Source organism: Ectothiorhodospira haloalkaliphila ATCC 51935, from assembly GCF_000633935.1.
Taxonomy (GTDB): Bacteria; Pseudomonadota; Gammaproteobacteria; order Ectothiorhodospirales; family Ectothiorhodospiraceae; genus Ectothiorhodospira; species Ectothiorhodospira haloalkaliphila.
Window position 1 is genome coordinate 288,841 of record NZ_KK214998.1, and the last position, 20,274, is coordinate 309,114.

General features: G+C 63.9%; 21 protein-coding genes, 2 tRNA genes and 1 pseudogene. 17 read left to right on the plus strand and 7 right to left on the minus strand.

All coding sequences use genetic code 11. The features are described from left to right. Positions 1–207 precede the first annotated feature (207 nt). From ECTHA_RS0109130 to ECTHA_RS0109175, 10 genes are all read left to right on the plus strand, one after another. A complete protein-coding gene (locus ECTHA_RS0109130; RefSeq protein WP_025280735.1) occupies positions 208–1,974 on the plus strand; it encodes a tetratricopeptide repeat protein in 1,767 nt (588 codons plus the stop codon). Further along, complete coding sequence (gene lolB / locus ECTHA_RS0109135) at positions 1,971–2,570, plus strand: lipoprotein insertase outer membrane protein LolB (RefSeq protein ID WP_025280736.1); 600 nt, start codon at positions 1,971–1,973, stop codon at positions 2,568–2,570. Before ECTHA_RS0109130 ends, lolB begins: the two co-directional genes overlap by 4 nt. After that, positions 2,567–3,421 carry a 4-(cytidine 5'-diphospho)-2-C-methyl-D-erythritol kinase gene (gene ispE / locus ECTHA_RS0109140; protein ID WP_025280737.1) on the plus strand — a complete coding sequence of 285 codons (855 nt, stop codon included), beginning with the start codon at positions 2,567–2,569 and terminating at the stop codon, positions 3,419–3,421. The genes lolB and ispE overlap by 4 nt, the downstream gene beginning before the upstream one ends. Before the next feature lie 26 nt (positions 3,422–3,447). Next, positions 3,448–3,522, plus strand: a tRNA-Gln gene (locus ECTHA_RS0109145). A gap of 103 nt (positions 3,523–3,625) precedes the next feature. Beyond that, complete coding sequence (locus ECTHA_RS0109150) at positions 3,626–4,564, plus strand: ribose-phosphate diphosphokinase (protein ID WP_029762245.1); 939 nt, start codon at positions 3,626–3,628, stop codon at positions 4,562–4,564. A 97-nt stretch (positions 4,565–4,661) separates the two neighbouring features. Then, positions 4,662–5,300, plus strand: coding sequence for a 50S ribosomal protein L25/general stress protein Ctc (locus ECTHA_RS0109155; RefSeq protein WP_025280739.1), 639 nt, complete (start codon positions 4,662–4,664; stop codon positions 5,298–5,300). A gap of 42 nt (positions 5,301–5,342) precedes the next feature. Continuing rightward, positions 5,343–5,927 (plus strand): aminoacyl-tRNA hydrolase, encoded by a 585-nt coding sequence (gene pth, locus ECTHA_RS0109160; RefSeq protein WP_025280740.1) that lies wholly within the window; start codon positions 5,343–5,345, stop codon positions 5,925–5,927. Between the two features lie 45 nt (positions 5,928–5,972). Next, the gene (gene ychF, locus ECTHA_RS0109165) at positions 5,973–7,064 is read left to right on the plus strand and encodes a redox-regulated ATPase YchF (protein ID WP_025280741.1); all 1,092 of its coding nucleotides are present in this window, start codon (positions 5,973–5,975) and stop codon (positions 7,062–7,064) included. Between the two features lie 46 nt (positions 7,065–7,110). After that, positions 7,111–7,187 (plus strand) — tRNA-Met (locus ECTHA_RS0109170). 80 nt (positions 7,188–7,267) lie between these two features. Continuing rightward, on the plus strand, positions 7,268–7,894 hold the full coding sequence (locus ECTHA_RS0109175) for a LysE family translocator (protein WP_026623670.1): 627 nt from the start codon (positions 7,268–7,270) through the stop codon (positions 7,892–7,894). Between the two features lie 85 nt (positions 7,895–7,979). On the opposite strand, the gene ECTHA_RS17810 is transcribed toward ECTHA_RS0109175, so the two are convergent. The 5 genes from ECTHA_RS17810 to pufA form a co-directional block, all read right to left on the minus strand. Then, entirely contained in the window at positions 7,980–8,483 is a 504-nt protein-coding gene (locus ECTHA_RS17810) for a DUF192 domain-containing protein (RefSeq protein ID WP_025280743.1), read from the minus strand. Positions 8,484–8,538: 55 nt separating this feature from the next. Next, positions 8,539–9,396, minus strand: a complete 858-nt coding sequence (gene hslO / locus ECTHA_RS0109185) for an Hsp33 family molecular chaperone HslO (RefSeq protein ID WP_025280744.1) — start codon at positions 9,394–9,396, stop codon at positions 8,539–8,541. After that, positions 9,393–9,761, minus strand: a complete 369-nt coding sequence (locus tag ECTHA_RS0109190; protein ID WP_029762247.1) for an arsenate reductase — start codon at positions 9,759–9,761, stop codon at positions 9,393–9,395. Before ECTHA_RS0109190 ends, hslO begins: the two co-directional genes overlap by 4 nt. 259 nt (positions 9,762–10,020) lie before the next feature. Beyond that, a complete protein-coding gene (gene pufB, locus ECTHA_RS0109195; RefSeq protein ID WP_025280746.1) occupies positions 10,021–10,161 on the minus strand; it encodes a light-harvesting antenna LH1, beta subunit in 141 nt (46 codons plus the stop codon). A gap of 18 nt (positions 10,162–10,179) precedes the next feature. Continuing rightward, positions 10,180–10,383 carry a light-harvesting antenna LH1, alpha subunit gene (pufA, locus tag ECTHA_RS17815; protein ID WP_025280747.1) on the minus strand — a complete coding sequence of 68 codons (204 nt, stop codon included), beginning with the start codon at positions 10,381–10,383 and terminating at the stop codon, positions 10,180–10,182. A 230-nt stretch (positions 10,384–10,613) separates the two neighbouring features. On the opposite strand from pufA, the gene ECTHA_RS0109205 reads away from it, so the two are divergent. The 7 genes and pseudogenes from ECTHA_RS0109205 (at position 10,614) to ECTHA_RS0109240 (ending at position 18,102) form a co-directional block, all read left to right on the plus strand. Next, a complete protein-coding gene (locus tag ECTHA_RS0109205; protein ID WP_238625227.1) occupies positions 10,614–10,835 on the plus strand; it encodes a heavy-metal-associated domain-containing protein in 222 nt (73 codons plus the stop codon). Positions 10,836–10,888: 53 nt separating this feature from the next. Then, a pseudogene (locus tag ECTHA_RS0109215) lies at positions 10,889–11,361 on the plus strand (efflux RND transporter permease subunit); the annotation flags it as partial. A gap of 69 nt (positions 11,362–11,430) precedes the next feature. Then, positions 11,431–13,803, plus strand: coding sequence for a putative bifunctional diguanylate cyclase/phosphodiesterase (locus ECTHA_RS19015; RefSeq protein ID WP_128571847.1), 2,373 nt, complete (start codon positions 11,431–11,433; stop codon positions 13,801–13,803). Positions 13,804–13,985: 182 nt separating this feature from the next. After that, complete coding sequence (locus ECTHA_RS19020) at positions 13,986–16,325, plus strand: putative bifunctional diguanylate cyclase/phosphodiesterase (protein ID WP_025280751.1); 2,340 nt, start codon at positions 13,986–13,988, stop codon at positions 16,323–16,325. A 74-nt stretch (positions 16,326–16,399) separates the two neighbouring features. After that, a complete protein-coding gene (locus tag ECTHA_RS0109230; protein ID WP_025280752.1) occupies positions 16,400–17,053 on the plus strand; it encodes a flavin prenyltransferase UbiX in 654 nt (217 codons plus the stop codon). Beyond that, on the plus strand, positions 17,053–17,634 hold the full coding sequence (locus ECTHA_RS0109235) for an LON peptidase substrate-binding domain-containing protein (RefSeq protein WP_026623672.1): 582 nt from the start codon (positions 17,053–17,055) through the stop codon (positions 17,632–17,634). Before ECTHA_RS0109230 ends, ECTHA_RS0109235 begins: the two co-directional genes overlap by 1 nt. An 87-nt stretch (positions 17,635–17,721) precedes the next feature. After that, a complete protein-coding gene (locus ECTHA_RS0109240; RefSeq protein ID WP_025280754.1) occupies positions 17,722–18,102 on the plus strand; it encodes a thioredoxin family protein in 381 nt (126 codons plus the stop codon). On the opposite strand, the gene ECTHA_RS0109245 is transcribed toward ECTHA_RS0109240, so the two are convergent. Together ECTHA_RS0109245 and hemL are read right to left on the minus strand one after the other, a co-directional pair. After that, entirely contained in the window at positions 18,103–18,897 is a 795-nt protein-coding gene (locus ECTHA_RS0109245; RefSeq protein WP_025280755.1) for a sulfite exporter TauE/SafE family protein, read from the minus strand. A gap of 39 nt (positions 18,898–18,936) precedes the next feature. Then, positions 18,937–20,217, minus strand: a complete 1,281-nt coding sequence (gene hemL, locus ECTHA_RS0109250) for a glutamate-1-semialdehyde 2,1-aminomutase (RefSeq protein ID WP_025280756.1) — start codon at positions 20,215–20,217, stop codon at positions 18,937–18,939. Positions 20,218–20,274 lie beyond the last annotated feature (57 nt).

The following is a 20,274-nucleotide window of genomic DNA, read 5'->3' on the forward strand; positions in this document are numbered from 1 at the left end:
TATGGTGCCAAAGGGAGACGAGGCGACGCAGTCCATGCGGCTGTTTCCTCAATCTGACACTCAGGGTGCCCGGGCGCTGTCCAGTTGAGTTTACACTGTCCGGGGCCTTTGGCGCGCCCCCCTTGTGGGTATTCGTGCCGACGGGTTGCAACAAGCGATCCGGTCTGGTGTTCTGCTCATTTCGACCTATTGGGTTACTGTCCCCTGATGAAGCCTTCCGCCACGTCTTTTGCATCGTTTCCCGCTCGCGCCGCCGTCGGTCTGGCCGGCATCGTTCTTGCGGCCAGCCTGCTTACCGCCTGTGCCGGCCTCACCCAAGGGGGCGGCGGGCACGATCCGGAAGTGTATCCCAATCTTGATCTGCGGATGGGAACGCCGGAGGACAATGGTCAGGCGGATCTCTTATATGAACTGCTGGTGGGGGAGATTGCCGGTCATATGGGCGAACTGCAAGTCTCCCTTGATCATTACTTGCGCGCGGCCGGACGAAGTGATGATCCGGGCGTGGCCGAGCGAGCCACAAGGATCGCCCTCTTCTCCGGTGACCGGGAGAAGGCCCTGCCGGCGGCCCAGCGCTGGGTGGCATTGGACGGCGAAAGCCTGGAGGCCCGCCAGGTGCTGGCCGCCATGCTGGTCAACGATGATCAACCGGATGCGGCCGTGCCTCACCTGGAGAGGGTGCTTGAGCGCATGGAGGCCGTGGAGGGGGACGGCCTGGGGCTGTTGGTGAATATTCTTTCCCGGGCCCAGAATGGTCCGGCGGCGGTGAAGGCCATGGAACAGGTGGCTGCCGGACGCTCCGATGATCCGAGGGCGCAGCTGGCCCTGGGCAGCCTGGCGCTGCAGCAGGACCAGCCCCATGCGGCGGTGGCCGCCACGGAGAGGGCGCTGCGCATGGACCCGGGCCTGCGCGAGGCCAGCGTGCTCAGGGCGCGGGCAATCCAGCGCACCGGTGATCGTGAGGCTTCCCTGCAGGCCATGAAGGATTTGGTGGAGCGCTATCCCGACGATCTGGATCTGCGGGTCAATTACGGTCGGCTGCTGTTGCAGGAAGAGCGCTTTGCGGATGCCCGGATCCAGTTCGAGGCAGTGGTGGCTGAGCGCGGCGATGACGCGGACATGCTCTACACCCTGGGGCTGATCAACATCGAGATGGAGCAGTACGGCGAGGCCGAACGTTATCTGGAGCAGTTGCTCAAGATCGGTCAGCGCGCCGGTGAGGCGCGCTACTACCTGGGACGCATTGCCGAGCTCACGGGGGATGTCCAGCGTGCCGTGGACTTTTACGAAGAGGTGGATCGGGGTGATTACCGCCAGGAATCCATGATCCGTGCCGCCCGTCTTCGGGGTGAAATGGGGCAGGTCAACGAGGCTCGGGAGGCCCTGACCCGGTTGCGCGAGACCAGCGACAACCCGCGCCTGCAGGTGGAAACCTATCTTTCGGAAGCCCAGTTACTGCGTGAGACCCGGGACTATCAGGCAGGCCTGGCGCTTCTGGATGAGGCCCTGGAGTCACATCCCGATCACCTGGAGCTGCTCTACGCTCGGGCCCTGATGGCCGAACGTCTGGATCGGATCGACCAGCTGGAGGAAGACCTGAACCGCATCCTGGAGCAGGATCCTGATAACCCCGCGGCACTCAATGCGCTGGGGTATACCCTGGCGGATCGTACCGATCGCTTCGAAGAGGCCTACGACTACATCAGTCGGGCCTACGAGCAGCGCCCCGACGATGCCGCCATCATCGACAGCATGGGTTGGGTGCTGTACCGCCTGGGTCGCCTGGACGAGGCGGAAAGTCACCTGCGCCGCGCCTACGGCAAGATGGAGGATGGCGAGATCGCCAGCAACCTGGCCCAGGTGCTTTGGGAACGGGGCGAGCGCGAGGAGGCCCTGGACATCCTCGAGGCTGCCCTGGAGCGGGATCCGGATCACGAACGCCTGTTGCGCCTCAAGGAAAGGCTGAACCCATGATGCGACTGATCACGATATGCCTGGCGGCAGCCCTGCTCGCCGCCTGCGCCGTACGTCCGCCCGAGCCGGTTGAGGATGTTGAGCGCACCTGGCAGCAGCGGCTGGAGGTCTTGTCGGCACGGGATGACTGGGTGCTCGCGGGGCGCGTGGCCGTGGCCGTGGATGATGAGCGCTGGAATGCCAATTTGCGCTGGCGCCAGGAGGGTGAAACCTATGATATCCAGATCTATGGGCCTTTCGGTCGCCATGCCGCCCGCCTGCGTGGCGATGCCTCCGGCGTGACCCTCACTGACAGTGAGGGGCGCAATCATCATGCCCGGGACGCCGATCAACTGGTGTACGATACGCTCGGCTGGCGGCTGCCTGTGAACGGCCTGCGCCACTGGGTGCTGGGGGTTCCTGCTCCGGGGGGCTCCCTTGAGGCCTATGCGCTGGACCCGGCCGGTCGGCCCGAGCAGCTGGCGCAATCAGGATGGACCGTGCGCTACCAGCGCTACAGCGACGAGTCCCGTCCGCCGCTGCCCGATCGCATGACCCTGGAATTCGATGACATTCGCGTCCGTGTACTGATGGATGACTGGCAGATGAACCCATGAATCTGGATGCCTGGAGGGGCTGGCCGGCGCCAGCCAAACTCAATCTGTTCCTGCATATCACCGGTCGCCGTGCCGACGGCTATCACGAGCTGCAGACGGTGTTTCAGTTTCTCTCTCATGGAGATGTGCTGGATTTTGAGCCGCTCGCTGGAGATCAGGTACGTCCCGCTCACGTGCTGGAGGATGTGGCGCCGGAGGATGACCTGACGGTGCGGGCGGCCCGCTGCCTCAAGCGTGCCACCGGGTATGGCGACGGGGCGCTGATCCGGGTGCGCAAGGTGCTGCCCATGGGGGGCGGCCTGGGTGGAGGCAGCTCTGATGCTGCCACCACTCTGGTGGCGCTCAATCATCTTTGGGGTACTGGATTGACCCTTGGGGAATTGGCGGAACTGGGCCTGGGCCTGGGGGCTGATGTGCCCATCTTTGTCCACGGGCGGGCGGCCTGGGCGGAGGGGGTGGGGGAGCGCTTTGAGCCCGTTGCCCCCCCCGAGCCCTGGTATCTGGTGGTTCACCCCGGGGTTCATGTGTCCACTGGTGCCGTCTTTGGCGATCCTGGATTGACACGAAACTGCGAAGCCATCAAAATAGCCGACTTTACTGCGGGACGGGCTGCAAACGTATGTGAGCCCATCGTGTGCAAGCACTACCCAGCCGTTGCCGAAGCCCTTGGCTGGCTGGAGGGGCAGGGCGTCCAGGCCCGCATGACGGGGACCGGTAGCTGCGTCTTTGCCGCCTTTGAGGGAGAACATGCTGCTCGGGAGGCTCACGGCCGGTTGCCGGCACACTGGCAAGGCTTCGTGGCCCAGGGCCAGAACCGCTCCGCATTGCAGTACCGCATGGATCGCGCATGAGTTGCAACTCTCGCTGAAAGTGTTCTTGGGCCGTCGCCAAGTGGTAAGGCACCGGGTTTTGATCCCGGCATTCGCAGGTTCGAATCCTGCCGGCCCAGCCAACCATCGTCGAGTCCCCTGCGCCCACCCGGTGCAGGGGATTTGGTGTTTTTAGGGTTCCCTAAAATTATGCTCCCTAGATCCACAGTGGTCGAAAAAACCAAAATGATGATCTTCGCCGGGAACGCCACTCCCAACCTGGCGCAGAGCGTGGTCAACCATCTCAATCTGCCCCTGGGCAAGGCGGTCGTCGGTCGGTTCAGCGACGGCGAGGTGCAGGTGGAATTGCTGGAGAACGTTCGTGGGAGGGATGTCTTCATCATCCAGTCCACCGGTTCCCCCACCAACGACAACCTCATGGAACTGCTGATCATGGTGGATGCCCTGCGTCGCGCCTCGGCAGGCCGCATCACCACTGTCATCCCCTATTTTGGTTACTCCCGTCAGGACCGTCGTGTGCGCTCCGCCCGCGTGCCCATCTCCGCCAAGGTGGTGGCCAACATGCTCGAGGCAGTGGGGGCAGACCGGGTGCTCACCGTGGACGTGCATGCCGACCAGGTGCAGGGCTTCTTCAACGTACCGGTGGATAATGTCTACGCCTCCCCCATCCTCCTGGGGCATATCTGGCGCCAGAAGATCCCCAACCTGCTCGTCGTCTCCCCGGACGTGGGTGGTGTGGTGCGCGCCCGTGCCCTGGCCAAGCGTCTGGACGACGCCGAACTGGCCATCATCGACAAGCGTCGGCCCAAGGCCAATGAATCCCAGGTGATGCATATCATTGGTGATGTGCAGGACAAGACCTGCATCATCATCGACGATCTGGTGGATACCGCCGGCACCCTGTGCCAGGCCGCCAAGGCCCTGAAGGAGCACGGAGCCTCCAAGGTCATGGCTTATGCCACCCACCCGGTCCTGTCAGGCCCTGCCATCGAGAACATCACGAATTCGGAACTGGATGAGCTGGTGGTGACCGACACCCTGCCGCTGCGCCCGGAAGCCCAGGCCTGTGATCGCATCAAGCAGCTCAGTGTGGCCGGCATGCTGGCCGAAACCATCCGTCGCATCAATCGCGAGGAGTCGGTCAGCTCGTTGTTCGTCGACTGACGGTAGGGAACACATTTTGGCCGGGAGGTTCCTCTCCCGGCCCCATCGCCCCTCCTGGTCGCGGGAGGGGTTTCTTTTGTAAGTCGGAGAGCAAGACATGAGTGCCAATTTTGAACTGCAAGCAGAGTCGCGTACGGAGCGGGGCAAGGGTGCGAGCCGCCGCCTGCGCCGGGCCGGCCGACTGCCCGCCATCATCTATGGCGCCGGCAAGGAACCCGTGAGCATCACCCTGGATCACAGCGCGGTCTGGCTGAGCCAGGAATACGAGGCCTTCTATTCCCATATCCTCAACGTAACGGTCGACGGCAAGCTGGAAAAGGCCATCGTGCGCGATCTGCAGCGCCACCCCTATAAGCCCTTCCTGGTGCATATGGACCTGCAGCGCGTGAGTGACAATGAGCCCGTCCGTGTGCACGTACCCCTGCACTTCCTCAATGAAGAAACCTGTGTGGGCGTGAAGAAGGGTGGCGGCATGCTGAGCCACCAGTCCGTGGAAGTGGAAGTGGAGTGCCTGCCCCGTGACCTGCCCGAGTACATCGAGGTGGACGTGGGCGAAATGAGCGTGGGCGATTCCCTGCACCTGTCTCAGCTGACCCTGCCCCAAGGCGTGAGCTTGACTGCACTGGCTCAGGGCCCCGATCACGACCTGCCGGTGGTGAGCGTGCTCAAGACCCGTGGCGCTAGCACCGCCGAGGACGAAGAGTCTGAAGGTGGCGAGGAAACCCCCGAGGCCTGATGGGCTCACGGGGTTGACCGGGATCCGGAATGGACGCGTACCGTGAGTGAACAGGACACGATCCGCCTGATCGCGGGGCTGGGCAATCCCGGCCCCAAATATGACCGGACCCGGCATAATGCCGGGTTCTGGTTTGTGGACGCCCTGGCCCGGCGTCACGGTGGGCAGTTCCGCTCCGAGAGTCGGTTTGCCGGTGATGTGGTCCGGGTGACGATCGATGGGCAGGATGTCTGGCTGCTCAAGCCCATGGCCTACATGAACCACAGCGGGCAGCCCATTCGCCTGTTGTCGGACTTTTACCGGATTCCCGTAGCTTCCATTCTGGTGGTCCACGATGAGATCGATCTGCCTCCAGGTGCCGCCCGGATCAAGCGCGGCGGTGGCCATGGTGGCCACAATGGGCTGCGTCATATCATGGCCCATCTGGGCAAGGACTTCCTGCGTCTCAGGCTGGGCGTGGGTCACCCCGGGCATCGGGATGACGTGGTACCTTTCGTCCTCAGCCGACCGGCCCCCGATGAGGATGTCGCCATCCAGGACAGCATCGATCGGGCCCTGGATCTCACCCCCCAAGTGGTCATCGGAGAGGTTCAAAAGGCCATGAATCAGCTCCATACCAGTCCTTAGCCCCACCTCCCAGACAAGAACTCAAGACCGGAGTCCGGACACCCCATGAGCCTCAAATGCGGTATCGTCGGCCTGCCCAATGTGGGCAAGTCCACCCTGTTCAATGCCCTCACCAAGGCCGGTATCCAGGCCGAGAACTATCCCTTCTGCACCATCGACCCCAACGTGGGCGTCGTGCCGGTGCCTGATCCGCGTCTTGAGGTGCTGGCGGGGATCGTCAAGCCCGAGCGCGTGCTGCCAACCACCGTGGAGTTCGTGGACATCGCCGGACTGGTGGCTGGTGCCTCCAAGGGGGAGGGGTTGGGCAACCAGTTTCTGGCCCATATTCGCGAAACCGACGCCATTGCCCACGTGGTGCGCTGCTTCGAGAACGATGACGTGGTGCATGTGGCGGGCCGCGTGGACCCGGTGTCCGATATCGAGGTGATCCACACCGAGCTGGCCCTGGCGGACCTGGAGACGGTGGAAAAGGCGCTGACGCGACTGGTGCGTAATGCCAAGTCCGGCAACAAGGACGCCATCGCCCGCAAGACCGTGGCAGAAAAGGCCCAGGCCGTGCTGGCAGAAGGTCTCCCGGCGCGCATCGTGGAACTCACCGACGAGGAGCGTCCGCTGCTCAGGGAGTTGCAACTGATCACCGCCAAGCCGGCCATGTTCATCGCCAACGTCAACGATGATGGCTTCAGCGATAATCCGCTGCTGGAACGTGTGCGCGAACTCGCCGAGGCGGAGCATGCCCAGGTGATCCCTGTATGTGCCGCCATCGAGGCCGAAATCGCCCAGTTGGAAGAAGACGAGAAGGTGGAATTTCTGTCCGAGATGGGCCTGGAGGAGCCGGGTCTGGATCGAGTGATCCGTGGCGCCTACGATCTTCTGGGGCTGCAGACCTTCTTTACGGCTGGTGTGAAGGAGGTTCGCGCCTGGACCGTCAAGCGCGGTGCCACCGCCCCCCGTGCCGCCGGAGCGATTCACACGGACTTCGAGAAGGGTTTCATTCGCGCCGAAGTGATCGCCTACGACGACTATGTGGCCTGCAAGGGTGAGCAGGGCGCCAAGGATGCCGGCAAATGGCGCCTGGAAGGCAAGGAATACATCATGAAGGAAGGCGATGTGGTGCACTTCCGTTTCAATGTGTAGGCCTTGACAATTCGGGCGAAAACCACGAAAATCCTGCGCTTCCCAAGGCTACGTAGCTCAGCTGGTTAGAGCATCGCACTCATAATGCGGGGGTCGGTGGTTCGAATCCACCCGTAGCCACCATCTGCACCCTGACGTGTGTCAGGCAGCAAAAAGCCCGGATTTTATCCGGGCTTTTTGCGTTCATGGAGGCCCCATTGGCCATGACGGAAACCCTCGCTGTCTTGTTGATGGGCGCGGCGCTTGGCCTGTCTGCCGGGGTGGCGCCTGGCCCCTTGCTGGCCCTGGTGATCTCCGAGACCCTGCAGCACGGTTTGCGTGCCGGCATGAAGGTTGCCTTGGCACCGCTGCTGACGGATCTGCCCATCATCCTGCTCACCCTGTTCATCCTGGCGCAGTTGGCCCATGTGGATCAGGTGCTGGGCGGGTTGTCGATCATCGGCGCTGGCGTGGTGGCCTGGCTGGGGTGGGACTCGCTGCGATTTCGCCCGGCTGGCCCGGGCGCCGGCGTGCTGCCCCGGGAGCGCTCGCTGCAAAAGGCTGCGCTGGCCAACATGCTCAGCCCGCATCCCTATCTGTTCTGGCTCAGCGTGGGCGGCCCCATCGTCATCCGCGCGTCCGAGTCCGGCCCCTGGGTTCCCGTGGGCTTTGTCACGGTCTTTTACGTATTGCTCATTGGTGCCAAGGTGGGCATCGCCCTGATGACCGCGTGGGCCCGCCCCTGGCTGGCAGGACGGGGCTATGTGATGACGGTGCGGGCGCTGGGGGTGGTGCTGTTGGCTCTGGCCGCGGTGCTGTTGTATGAGGGGGTGCGGACCCTGCTGGGTTGAGAACCCGGGGTCGAGCTCGTGAGCATGGAGTCCTGTACCAGTGTATCCGGCTTGATTCGCGTCCCGATCGAGACACAACGGTTGCTCAAGGCGGCGAGGCTCGTGTTGCGGTGAAAGCCTTCCCACCGACCTCATCTCCCGGTTCGATTCCGTGGCGCTCGAACCAGCCCGCATTCACCTCCAGGGCGAAGCGCACCGGCTCAGAGGCGGTGTGCGAATCGGTGGTTTCCGGTTGCATGGTCATGATCTCGATGATGCGATGATCGGCACTGATAAAGGCCACGTCCAGAGGAATGAGGGTGTTTTTCATCCACATGCCGTAACGGGCCTCCCGGGGCCACACAAAGAGCATCCCCTGGCCTTCCGGCAGATGCTCGCGGAACATCAGGCCCTGACGGCGGCTGGCCGGATCCGCAGCCACTTCCACCATGACGGTGTGTTCGCCAATGGTGAGCGGCAGCAGCAGGGGGGCGCCAGCATCGGCTGGGGGTGAGTAGCGCAGCAGGGGAAGGCAGGCCGTCAGCAGCAATGCGCCAACGAGGATTGCCCACAGCAGTTTCCGGGACGGGCCGGAGGGCCTGGATGGCATGAGTCAGTGCTCCCTTCAGGGGGTGTCCACCACCTCGGTCGGCTCGGCGCCCGGACTAGTGCAGGGTCGGCGGCGATTCATCGAAGAGGGCCGCCACAGCGGCGGCATCCAGCCGGTATTCCCGGTTGGCCAGGTCGTCACGGATGACCACCTCGCCTTGTTCGCTCAAGACGGATTCCACCTGCTCGCGTCCCAGGGAGCGCAGCATGTTGCGTACCTTGGTCCAGTCCTCCGGCGCGTCGTGGATGACCCGGCGGGGCTCGAAGACGCGCACCGTCTCCTCGGGGAAGAGGCGCGTGAGCAGGTTCTGCGCCGGGAGTTCAATCTGCTCCTGCGGGGTGACGGTGGAGGCCAGTTGCTCGACACGGTTCCAGCCATCCGGATCCCGGGCGTCGGCCTCGGGCAGCTTTTGCAGCAGCAGGCCGGCGACGCCGGTCCGGGTGGCGGCCAGGAAGAGTCGGGAGGGCAGTTGGTCTGACAGCCCCAGGTAGTGCTCGAACATGCTGGCGATGCGCTCCCCCTGCATGGGGACCACGCTCTGCCAGGGCTGGCGCATGGTGGGCATGTCCAGGGAAAGGAGCAACTGACCATCACCCAGGAGCTGTGGAGCGGGTGCCGGCTCGATGCGGGGCTCGGTCTGGGCCATGGCCCGCAGATTCAGGCGCTCGTCGCAGTCCACCACCAGCAGGGAGATGGGGCCGTCACCCTTCAGTTGAAAGGTGATCCTTCCGGGTTGCTTGAGCGATTCGGAGATCAGCAGGGCAGTGGCGCACATCTCGCCCAGCAGTTCGGTGGCCGGAAAGGGGTAGTCCCGTTCCGCCATGACCTGTTGCCATACCGGCCCCAGGCGCACCACGGCGCCGCGGATGTCCAGGTCCTCGAGCAGGAAGCGCTGCAGTTGATCCTGGCTCATGCCAGCACCGCCTTGTACTGATCGGCGTCAAAGCCCACCAGCACCTCCGTGCCCCTCTCCAGCACCGGTCGCCTGATCAGGGTCGGGTGCGTCTCCATCAAATCACGGGCGCGGCTCTCGTCCAGTGGATCACGTGCCTCCTGCGGAAGCTTGCGCCAGGTGAGGCCCCGACGGTTGATCAGGGCGGCCCAGCCCACGGCCTGGTTCCAGTGAGGCAGTCGTGAGGCGACCACGCCTGTTTTCTTGTAGTCGATGAAGGTGTACTCGATACCGTGATCATTCAGCCAGGCGATGGCCTTTTTCATGGTGTCGCAGTTCTTGATGCCGTATAGGCGGCAGACAGAGTCTTGCTCGAGGTGGGGCATGGGAGGGGATGCGGGCCTGTGTGTACGAGTCCCGGATTATAACGCCCTGCCCGGCAACGGGAACATGCTTCCGGTGTGTCAGATGGTTGGGTAAGGGGAGAGGGTGGTGGCAGATAGAAAGAAGGGGGAAGGGGGTGGAACGGTAGAGGCGGCTGACAAACCGCGCCGGGTGGGACTCTGCAAAAGTCACCATCCAGCGTTTCAGGGGGTTGTCAGCGCGGCCTCTACCCGCACCGCGACTTCCGATGCCGCGAAGACCTCAGTAGAAGGGTCTCCACAGGAACACCAGGAAGTGGGCAGCCGCCGCCAGCACCATGAACACGGTGAAGGTGGTCTTGAACTGCTCGTGGAATTCCTTGGCTTGTTCTTCGCTCAGGCCGGAGATGCTGTCTTCGTTCATGGTCTAGGTCCTCGTCGCTCAGGCGATGTCTTGGGTGGCTTCAACAACTTCGCCGCGCAGCGGGTTGTAGTCGTCGTTGCTGTAGACAAAAGCGTGAACCACCAGGGCCACCACCAGAACGGCCATCAGGATCGGCATCAGCCAGGTGCCGGGGTTGACCACCAGCCACAGCTTCCAGTCGTCGCTCGGGTTGCTGGGCTTCTTCGCTCTGTATTCGCTCATGGACATCATCCTCTTGAGATTGAAGGCGGGTCTGCGCAGACCCTGAACACAACACATGGTGCTAATCACGAGCGTGGCGGGCTATGCTCCCCGAGTCACCCGAAAGTGGCGGGAATGACCCTGCTCGTAGTCCGGGTGTGAGTCTACGTTGACACGGGGGGATGTCAAGGCAAGTGGACGCCCGCTTTGCCAGGACAGCCCCATAACCCTTCAAAGTGTTGAGCCAAATCATGAATAACGAGGTGCCCATGACCCGGATACACATCACTGGAATGAGCTGCGGCCATTGCGAGGCCAGCGTGGAAAAGGCCCTGACGAACGTGCCTGGTGTGGACCAGGTGGTGCGAGTGGATCGCCAGCGGGAGGAGGCGGTGGTGGAGGGGCCTGCCGCTGCCCAGGCCCTGGAGGAGGCCATCATTCGCCTGGGTTTTCAGGCAAAGGTGACGGAATAAGTCCCGTCTTCACCGGTCCAATGGACCTCCATACGTCGAGATCCGGATCGAGCCCCCTGGTGATCCTGACCACCGTGCCCCTGGCTGTGGTCGGGGCGTTGCTGGGTCTGTGGCTCACCGGGCAGAGTCTCAACATCATAGTCAGATCGGCATCGTGATGCTCATTGGCCTGGCCGCCAAGAATGGCATCCTGATCGTGGAGTTCACCAACCAGCTGCGGGATGCGGGGCAGGCCTTCGGCGAGGCCCTGGTGGAGGCGGCCCGCATTCGTTTGCGGCCGGTACTGATGACTGCTGTCACCACGGTGATGGGCACGCTGCCGCTCATTCTGGCCAGTGGTCCGGGGTCGGAAAGCCGGTTCGTGATCGGCACGGTGGTATTTTCCGGGGTGTTGTTCGCGACCCTGTTCACCCTGTTCGTGGTGCCGGTGGCCTACCAGACCCTGGCCCGACGCACGGGTTCGCCCGGTGATACCGGCCGTCGCATCGATGCCCTCGATCATCAACACGGACCGGCGGAGGTGTGAAGTCGGAGAGCCCTGGCTCTTGATCTCGCGTAAAATGCAGATCTCGCGTGAAGATCCGGAGTGGCTGCCGTGCTTAAGGATCTGAGAGGAGGGCTCATGGACAGGCTGGGGTTTCGCATCGCATTGGCCATCGCCATCCCGGTGGTGGCCTTTCTCATCATGGCGGGTATCGCCCTGGGTGAGCGCGAGCGGGTCGGTCGTGACATGGCCACCACCGGAGACATGGCCGCCCTGGCCACGGAGGGCAAGGCCCTTGTGCACGCCCTGCAGGATGAGCGGGCCGATTCGGTGGGTTATCTCAGCGGCCTGGATAACGAATTCTGGTACATCCTGGAGGAGGCCCGTGACGCCACCGATGGACTGATCGAGCCGTTTCGGGAACGGTGGGAGCAACTGGCCAGCGGGCAGGAGGGCCTTCCACCACACACCCTGCTGGACAGGATGGGTGAGGACCTGCGCAGCCTGGCACAAATCCGCAGCCTGGTGAACCAGCAGGCGTTGCACCCCCTGGAGTTGCTGCCGGCGTATGACCGTCTGATTCAGCGGCTCATCCTGATGGTCTCTCACACCCCTCAAGCGCATGCCGATGCACAGCTCACGGCGCTCTTCAACGCTTACCGCCCCTTGTTGCTCCTCAAGGAGCATGCGGCTCGCGAGCGTGCCTTGGGCAATGCCTGGCTGGGAGCCTTTCAGCCCGATCGGCGGGTGTTTCATGGTTTCCTGAGCAGCGTGGCCATTCAGGATCTGCAGCGTCAGCAGTTCATGTCCCTGGCCCCGCCGGGTCACCGTGATGCCCTGCTGGAGCTGGAGTCCTTGCCGGCCCATCAGGAACTGCTGGCCGCCCGCGCGGCCATGATCAACCATGGATCTGCCGGCAAGCCTGAGCATCTGAATGTCATGCGCTGGTATGGGGTCACCCGCGAGCGTGTCGATCAATTGCGACACATGGAACAGGACCTGACTGCCGAGATTCGCGTTGCCGCCGCACGGGCAGAGCGGGAGGCCCGTCAGGAGTTCATGGTCTTGCTGGGGATCGCCCTGATGCTGCTGCTGTCCACGGTGACCCTTTCGGTGGCCATCGCCCGTGGTCTGCTCAAGCGCCACCGGGAACGCCTTCATGCCATGGAGCGGGTGGCCTGGCTGGCTCGCCACGACACCCTCACTCACCTTCCTAACCGGAGTCACTTCACCGAGTTGCTGGACCAGCGGCTGGAAGCGGCGCGCCCTGAGGGGAGTTCCATGACCCTTTATCTCATGGACCTGCAGGGGTTTTCGGAGGTCAACCGGATCTGGGGTGAATCCGTCGCCGATCAGGTGCTGGTGCAGGTGACCGAGCGGATGCGCGGGTTACTGCATCCGGACGCGCTGCTGGCGCGCATCTATGGGGATCAGTTCGGTGTTGTGATAGGGCCTTCTGAGTCCGCGTCGGGACTGGACGCCGCCGAGGGCGGGGAGGCGTTCGCTCAGCGGTTGCTCGCCTGCCTGGATGAGCCCTTTCAGGTGGGGCGGCGGCGGATCGAAATGCGCGGCAACATCGGCGTGGTGGCCTGTCCGCCTTTTCCCCGGCATGCCTCGGAACTGCTGTCCGACGCCGGCTTTGCGGTGGAATACGCCAAGTCCAGTCCGCGTCAGCGCTACCGTCGCTTCGAACCCAGGATGCTGGAACGGCATGCAGCCCTGGTGGATCTGGATCGGGATCTGGAAAAGGCCCTGGAAAGGGGCGAGTTTCAGGTGCACTATCAGCCCAAGCTGGATCTGGAAACCGGTCGCCTTGTCAGTGTGGAGGCCCTGTTGCGCTGGTATCACCCAAGGCGTGGTTGGGTGTCGCCGGACGAGTTCATCCCCCGGGCCGAAACCAGCGGCACCATCATCGAGATCGGTGACCATGTCCTGCGCGAGGCCTGTGCACAGATTCAAGCCTGGCGTCAGGGCCTTTGCCCGGACCTGACCGTGGGCGTCAACCTGGCCACCCTGCAACTCTATCAGGCCGACATCGTGGCACGGGTGCGCCAGGCCCTGGTCGAGACCGGTCTGCCCCCCGAGGCACTGGAGCTGGAGCTGACCGAGACCGGCCTGATGGAGGACATGAACGCCGCCACGGAGGCTCTGGAACGCCTGAGGGGCCTGGGAGTGAGCCTGTCCGTGGATGACTTTGGCACGGGCTATTCGTCGCTGGCCTATCTGCGCCGCTTCCCCTTGCAGGGACTGAAACTGGACAAGCGCTTTGTCAGCGATCTGGAGTCCAGCGACGAGTCGCGCATGATTGCCTCTGCGGTGCTGAGATTGGCTCGAAGCCTGTCCCTGCGCTCCGTGGCCGAGGGCGTGGAAACCCAGGCCCAGGCCGACTGGCTGAGGGAGCGGGGGTGCCGGCTGGGACAGGGATATCTGTATGCCCCAGCCATGCCCCCGGACGAGTTTGTCCTCTGGTTGGGGCAGCGGTGATCTGAACCGGCACGTCCGGGAGGCTGAAACGACCGGCTGCGCGGGTGTCCGGCCGCCACCGCACCGGGGATGTTATTCTCAGGCTCAAAAAATGGTGGGCGGGCTGACGGATTGTTCGTGAGCGTAGGGTGTGGGGCACCCAAGGGTGCCTGTCGCCGGGATCTGATCATGTGGGAGGGGGCATGGAAAGGCTGGGGCCGCGTATCACCTTGGCCGTCGCGATTCCCGTTGCCGCGTTCGTATTGATGGCCGTGCTGGCCCTGGGTGGGCGGCAGGGTGATGCTCGGCACATGGAGCATGCCCTGGCCACGGCCTCGCTGGCCTGGGAAGCCAAGGTGCTGATCCATGCCCTGCAGGTGGAGCGGGGCAGTTCGGCTGGCTACCTGAGTGGGCCGGATCAGGAGTTTCTGACCATTCTCAAGGCCGCCCGGGACGAAACCGATCAGGCGCTGGAGCGCTTTCGTGATCAGGTCAGCCGGGTGGATCCCGAGCAGGTGGGCGCTGTCGCACAACTGGTGCGGAGGTTGTGCCCTGAGCTGGATGCCCTGGAGAACCACCGTCGGCAGGTGGATCATCAGCGGCTGGAGCCGCTGGAGGTTCTGCCACCCTACAGCAGCGTGATTCGACGGTTGATCCTGGTGGCCTCTCACGCGCCCGAGGGTCGCGTTCACGCACAGACGCCCGCGCTGCTTCATGCCTATCGGCCACTGCTCCTGCTCAAGGAGCACGCGGGCCTGGAGCGGGCCCTGGGCAGTGCCTGGCTCAATGCAGCCCGCCGTGATCGCAACGTCTTTTATCGCTATTCCAGCAATCTGGCCATTCAGGATCAGCAACGCAGCCACTTTCTGGCCCTGGCCCCGCTGGAGCATGGCAATGCCCTTCTGGAACTGGAATCCCGAGCGGATCACCAGGCCCTGATGGCGGCCCGTGCTGCCATCATCGAGAATGGTGACGCCAGCCAGCCCCAACACCTGGACGCCGTGGAGTGGTTTCGCATCACCACTGCCCGTGTGGATGCCCTGCGGGAAATGGAGATAAGGTTGTCGGAGCACATCATGGAAAACGCCCGGGCAGAAAAGGAAAGGAGCCGCGAGCGACTGGCCCTGTGGACGTTCTTCATCCTGTTGCTCACGGTGTTGACCATGGGCCTGTCCCTGCTGGTGGCCAGGGATCTGGTGCAGCGCTACCGCCAGCACCAGGAGGCAACGGAGCGGATCGCGTACATGGCGCGTCATGACGCCCTTACTCGCCTGCCCAACCGCGGCTGCTTCCATGAGCGGCTGGAGGACCGGCTGGCCGAGGCTCGGACCAACCAATGGCCACTTTGCCTTTACTTGATGGACCTGGAAGGGTTTGCCGAACTCAATCGCATCTGGGGCGATGCGGTGGCCGATCAGGTGCTGACAATGTTTGCACGGCGCCTGGTGGAAAAGGTTGGAGCGGATGTACTCGCGGCACGGGTCTACGGCGACCAGTTTGGCCTGGTGGTGTGCAAGGATTCACGCCTGTCGGATATCACTTTGCTGGCGCGTGATCTGCTTTCCACCCTGGATGAGCCCTTCCAGGTGGGGGAGCGTCGCATCGAAGTGGCAGCCCATCTGGGGGTGGTGCTGTGTCCCCCCTATCCGGATCATGCCTCGCAACTACTGGTTCATGCCGGGCTCGCCCTGGAACACGCCAAGGCCACCCTGGGTCAGCGCATGTGCGTCTTCGAGCCGGGCCTGCTCGATCGTCATACGGAGGCCCTGGAGCTGGATCATGACCTGGAGCAGGCCCTGGCCCAGGGTCAGTTCGAGCTGCACTATCAGCCCAAGGTGGCGCTGGAATCCGGCCGCATCGTCAGTTTCGAGGCCTTGCTGCGCTGGCGGCATCCCAGGCGGGGCTGGGTTCCACCGGGGCAGTTCATACCCAGGGCCGAGGCCAATGGCAGCATCATTGCCATTGGTGACCTGGTGCTGCGGGAAGCCTGTCTTCAGGCCCGGCGGTGGCGGGATGCGGGCTGGCGGGATCTGACCGTGGCGGTGAATCTGTCCACCGTGCAGTTGTACCAGGCGGACGTGATCGCGCGGGTGCAGTGGGCCCTGAGCCAGGCCGGGTTGCCGGCCCAGGCCCTGGAACTGGAGCTTACCGAAAGCGGCCTGATGGAGGACATGGATGCCGCGGCCGAGACACTCGGTCGCCTGCGGCGACTGGGCGTGCGTTTGTCGGTGGACGATTTCGGTACCGGCTACTCGTCGCTGGCCTACCTGCGGCGTTTCCCGGTGCATGCCCTGAAGCTGGATGCCCGGTTCGTGAAGGACCTGGAATCCAGCGATGAGGCCGAGATGATCGCCAGCGCGGTGCTGGCCCTGGCCGAAAGCCTGTCGCTGGACTGTGTGGCCGAGGGCGTGGAAACCCAGGCCCAGGCCGACTGGCTCAGGACACGGGGGTGTGGACAGGCCCAGGGCTACCTCTATGCCCGTCCCATGCCGGCGAATCAGTGTCAGCCCCTGCTGGCCCGTGGGTATGTGACCCGTTCCTGAAGACTGAGTATGATGCAGGGATGGCTGTCCCATTGCCGGGACCCGATCATCGACTGCCTTTGAAGGAGTCCTACGTGGCTGATACCCCCGGGACAGTGGCCCTGGCCATGACCGGCGCATCTGGTGCCCAATATGGCCTGCGTCTGTTGCAATGCCTGCTGGATGCGGGTGTGCGGGTCTATCTCATGGTGTCCCGGCCTGCCCAGGTGGTGTTGAGCATGGAAACGGATCTGTCACTGCCGGGCAGGCCCCGGGAGATGGAGCGCTTTCTCTCCGAACGTTTCGGGGCTGCTCCGGGACAGTTGCAGGTGTTTGACCGGGAGCAGTGGACCGCCCCGGTGGCCAGTGGCTCCTCTCCTCCCGATGCCATGGTGATCTGCCCTTGTACCACCGCCACCCTGGCGGCGGTGTCGGGTGGTGCCAGTCGCTCCCTGATCGAGCGCGCCGCCGACGTGGCCCTGAAGGAGCGGCGCCGGCTGGTGCTGGTGGTGCGCGAGACGCCCTTCTCGGAGATTCATCTGGAACACATGCTGCGGCTGAGCCGCATGGGGGCCGTGATCCTGCCCGCCAATCCCGCGTTCTACCATCGGCCCCAGAGCGTGGATGACCTGGTGGATTTCATTGTCTCCCGGGTGCTGGATCATCTCGGGGTGCCCAACGCCCTGGTCCGCCGCTGGGGGCGGGATGCCGACCATGATACGGGCCGCGAGGCCGGGGGAGTGGAGTGATGGAACTGCCTCTGTTTCCGCTCAACACGGTGCTGTTCCCGGGCGGCGTGTTGCCGCTGCGGATCTTCGAGACCCGCTACATCGACATGGTGCGCCAGTGCATGCGTACCGAGAGCCCCTTTGGTGTCTGTCTGATCCGCGAGGGGCCCGAGGTGGCCGGGGCGGCCCAGGTGCACACCATGGGCACCTGGGGGCGCATTGTCGATTGGGATCGCCGCGCCGATGGGTTGCTGGGGATCACGGTGATGGGTGAGAGCCGTTTCCGGGTGGAAACCACCTGGGCCCGCAAGGACCGTCTGCTCATGGGGGAGGTGGAAGCAGTGGAGTGGCCGCCTGAAGTCGGTCTGCCGGAGGAATTTCTGCCCCTGTCGGGTCTGCTTCAGCGCCTGGTGGAACAGTTACCGCCGCCTTATGGGTTGCTGCATGGGCATTACGATCAGGCCGGCTGGGTGGGCGCCCGCCTGGCGGAGTTGATGCCCCTGGATCTGAAGGAAAAGCAGGCCATGCTGGAGATGGATGATCACCTGGCCCGCCTGTTCCGTCTGCGTGATGCCATGATGGGCTTGCAACTGCAGCCCTGAGCCTGCGTTCGGCGCGGGCTCGACGTTGACAACGGGCCCCGTGGCCTGCATCTTGCCCGGCCAGATACCGACTCAGGAGGCCTGAACATGGCCGTCATTGATATTACCCAGGACCGCCTGGAGGCCGCGATCCGTGACAGCGGTACGCTGATCCTGGATTTCTGGGCCCCCTGGTGCGCCCCGTGCCGGGCCTTCGCCCCCATCTTCGAAGAGGCCTCCGAGCAGTTCCCCGACGTGGTGTTCGGCAAGGTGAACACCGAAGAGGAGCAGCAACTGGCGGCCTTGTTCCAGATCCGCTCCATCCCCACCTTGATGATCTTCCGCGAGCAAATCATCGTCTTCAACCAGCCGGGCATGCTCTCGGCCAGTCAGCTCAATGAGGTATTGGAGAAGGTGGCCGCGCTGGACATGGATGACGTGCGCAGCAAAATGGAAACCGGACCGGACTCAGGCGAGGATCAGGGCTGATCAGCCCCCGACCCCGATCATTCTCAAGCCCAGCCCGATCAGCAGCAGGGCAAACACCCGCCGCACGAGTTTCACCGGCAGGCGGTGGGTAAGCCAGGCGCCGATGCGGGCAGTGAAAAAGGCCGCCAGGGCAATGCCGGCAAAGGCCGGCCAGTGCACATAACCGCTGCTGAAGGCGGGCAGCGCCGCGTGCCCCCATCCGTGAATCATGAATCCGGCAGTGCCCGCCAGGGCGATGGGCAGGCCGGTGGCTGCGGCGGTGGCGATGGCCTGGCGCAAATGGATGTTGAACCACACCATGAAGGGCACCATCAGGGTGCCGCCGCCAATGCCCAGCAGGGCCGATACCCCACCGATCATCCCGCCGCCGGTGTTGAGCACGGCAGGTCCGGGTAGCTGTCTGCCCGGTCTGGGCGGCAGGCTCATGAGCAGATAGATCCCCATCAGGATCTCGAATACCCCGAAGACCTGCCGCAGCAATACGGCGCTCATGAATTCTGCCAGGGTGGCCCCGGCCAGGGCACCGAGCATGACGCCGGGCGCCATTCGCCGGATCACCTGCCACTGCACCGCGCCATGGCGATGATGCGCCAGGGTGGAGGCGATGGCTGTGGGGATGATGGTGGCCAGGGAGGTGCCGATGGCCAGGTGGGTGATGATTCCACTGTCCACCTGTTGGCGAGTGAACAGCCACACCAGTACCGGCACGATGATCAGGCCACCGCCCACCCCCAGCAGGCCCGCCACCACGCCGGTGAAGGCCCCCAGTGCCAGATAGGCGAGGATGTCCCACATATCATCCACCCGGGGAAGACCCCGGGTATCAGCCCCGACTTAAAGGCTTTGCAGCACTTCGCCCGCCTTGCGGATGGTTTCTTCCAGGTCCTCGGCGCTGTGGGCGGCAGAGAGGAAGCCAGCTTCGAAGGCAGAGGGGGCCAGGTAGACACCCTTGTCCAGCATGGCATGGAAGAACTTGCCGAAGCGTTCCGTGTCGCAACGGCCCACTTCCTGGAAGTTGGCCACCTGGGGCTGGTCGGTGAAGAACAGACCGAACATGCCGCCCACACGGTTGGCGGTCATGGGGACGCCAGCCTTTTTCGCCTCGTCCAGGATGCCGTTGACCAGGGTTTCGGTCTTGGCGGACAGATCGTCGTGGAAACCCGATGCGGAGAGGATCTCCAGGGTCTTCAGGCCGGCCGTCATGGCGATGGGGTTACCGGAGAGCGTACCTGCCTGGTACACGGGGCCCAGCGGCGACATGTACTCCATCACCTGGCGACGACCGCCCACGGCGCCCACCGGCATGCCACCGCCGATGACCTTGCCCAGGGTGGTCAGGTCGGGTTTGACGTTGTAAAGGGCCTGTGCGCAGCCCAGTGCCACACGGAAGCCGGTCATCACTTCGTCGAAGATCAGCAGGGCGCCGTGGTCGTCACAGACGCTGCGCAGGCCTTCCAGGAAACCCGGCGCCGGCGGCACGCAGTTCATGTTGCCGGCCACCGGTTCCACGATGATGCAGGCGATCTCGTTGCCGTACTGGGAGAAGATCTCTTGCACCTGCTCGATGTCGTTGAAGCTCACCGTGAGGGTGTGTTCCGCCAGGGAGGCGGGTACGCCGGGGGAGTTGGGCACGCCCAGGGTCAGTGCCCCGGAGCCGGCCTTGACCAGCAGCGAATCGCCGTGACCGTGGTAGCAACCCTCGAACTTGAGGATCTTATCCCGCCCCGTGAAACCGCGTGCCAGGCGGATGGCGCTCATGGTGGCTTCCGAGCCGGAGCTGGTCATGCGCACCATCTCCATGGACGGCACCAGTTCGCAGACCCGGTCGGCCATTTCCGTCTCGATGGCGGTGGGTGCCCCGAAGGACAGGCCGTTGAGAGCAGCCTCGCGCACAGCGGCGATGACTTCCGGGTGGGCGTGGCCGACGATCATCGGACCCCAGGAACCGACGTAATCGATGTAGCGTTTGCCGTCGGCGTCGTACATGTAGGCGCCCTGGGCACGCTCGACAAAGATGGGGTCGCCACCGACGCCCTTGAAGGCGCGGACCGGCGAGTTGACGCCACCGGGGATGTGCTTCTGGGCTGCCTGGAAGAGATCGTGGGATTTTGTCATGGGGTGATCTTTCGCTTGTTGGGCTTGGTGAAAGTGACTGGGCAAAACCTTGAAGGG

Bases quoted from the DNA above. Each gene is read 5' to 3' on its own strand.
- ECTHA_RS0109130 (WP_025280735.1), top strand. From the start codon at position 208: ATGAAGCCTTCCGCCACGTCTTTTGCATCGTTTCCCGCTCGCGCCGCC.
- lolB (WP_025280736.1), top strand. From the start codon at position 1,971: ATGATGCGACTGATCACGATATGCCTGGCGGCAGCCCTGCTCGCCGCC.
- ispE (WP_025280737.1), top strand. From the start codon at position 2,567: ATGAATCTGGATGCCTGGAGGGGCTGGCCGGCGCCAGCCAAACTCAAT.
- ECTHA_RS0109150 (WP_029762245.1), top strand. From the start codon at position 3,626: ATGATGATCTTCGCCGGGAACGCCACTCCCAACCTGGCGCAGAGCGTG.
- ECTHA_RS0109155 (WP_025280739.1), top strand. From the start codon at position 4,662: ATGAGTGCCAATTTTGAACTGCAAGCAGAGTCGCGTACGGAGCGGGGC.
- ychF (WP_025280741.1), top strand. From the start codon at position 5,973: ATGAGCCTCAAATGCGGTATCGTCGGCCTGCCCAATGTGGGCAAGTCC.
- ECTHA_RS0109175 (WP_026623670.1), top strand. From the start codon at position 7,268: ATGACGGAAACCCTCGCTGTCTTGTTGATGGGCGCGGCGCTTGGCCTG.
- ECTHA_RS17810 (WP_025280743.1), bottom strand. From the start codon at position 8,483: ATGCCATCCAGGCCCTCCGGCCCGTCCCGGAAACTGCTGTGGGCAATC.
- hslO (WP_025280744.1), bottom strand. From the start codon at position 9,396: ATGAGCCAGGATCAACTGCAGCGCTTCCTGCTCGAGGACCTGGACATC.
- ECTHA_RS0109190 (WP_029762247.1), bottom strand. From the start codon at position 9,761: ATGCCCCACCTCGAGCAAGACTCTGTCTGCCGCCTATACGGCATCAAG.
- pufB (WP_025280746.1), bottom strand. From the start codon at position 10,161: ATGAACGAAGACAGCATCTCCGGCCTGAGCGAAGAACAAGCCAAGGAA.
- pufA (WP_025280747.1), bottom strand. From the start codon at position 10,383: ATGAGCGAATACAGAGCGAAGAAGCCCAGCAACCCGAGCGACGACTGG.
- ECTHA_RS0109205 (WP_238625227.1), top strand. From the start codon at position 10,614: ATGAATAACGAGGTGCCCATGACCCGGATACACATCACTGGAATGAGC.
- ECTHA_RS19020 (WP_025280751.1), top strand. From the start codon at position 13,986: ATGGAAAGGCTGGGGCCGCGTATCACCTTGGCCGTCGCGATTCCCGTT.
- ECTHA_RS0109235 (WP_026623672.1), top strand. From the start codon at position 17,053: ATGGAACTGCCTCTGTTTCCGCTCAACACGGTGCTGTTCCCGGGCGGC.
- ECTHA_RS0109240 (WP_025280754.1), top strand. From the start codon at position 17,722: ATGGCCGTCATTGATATTACCCAGGACCGCCTGGAGGCCGCGATCCGT.
- ECTHA_RS0109245 (WP_025280755.1), bottom strand. From the start codon at position 18,897: ATGTGGGACATCCTCGCCTATCTGGCACTGGGGGCCTTCACCGGCGTG.
- hemL (WP_025280756.1), bottom strand. From the start codon at position 20,217: ATGACAAAATCCCACGATCTCTTCCAGGCAGCCCAGAAGCACATCCCC.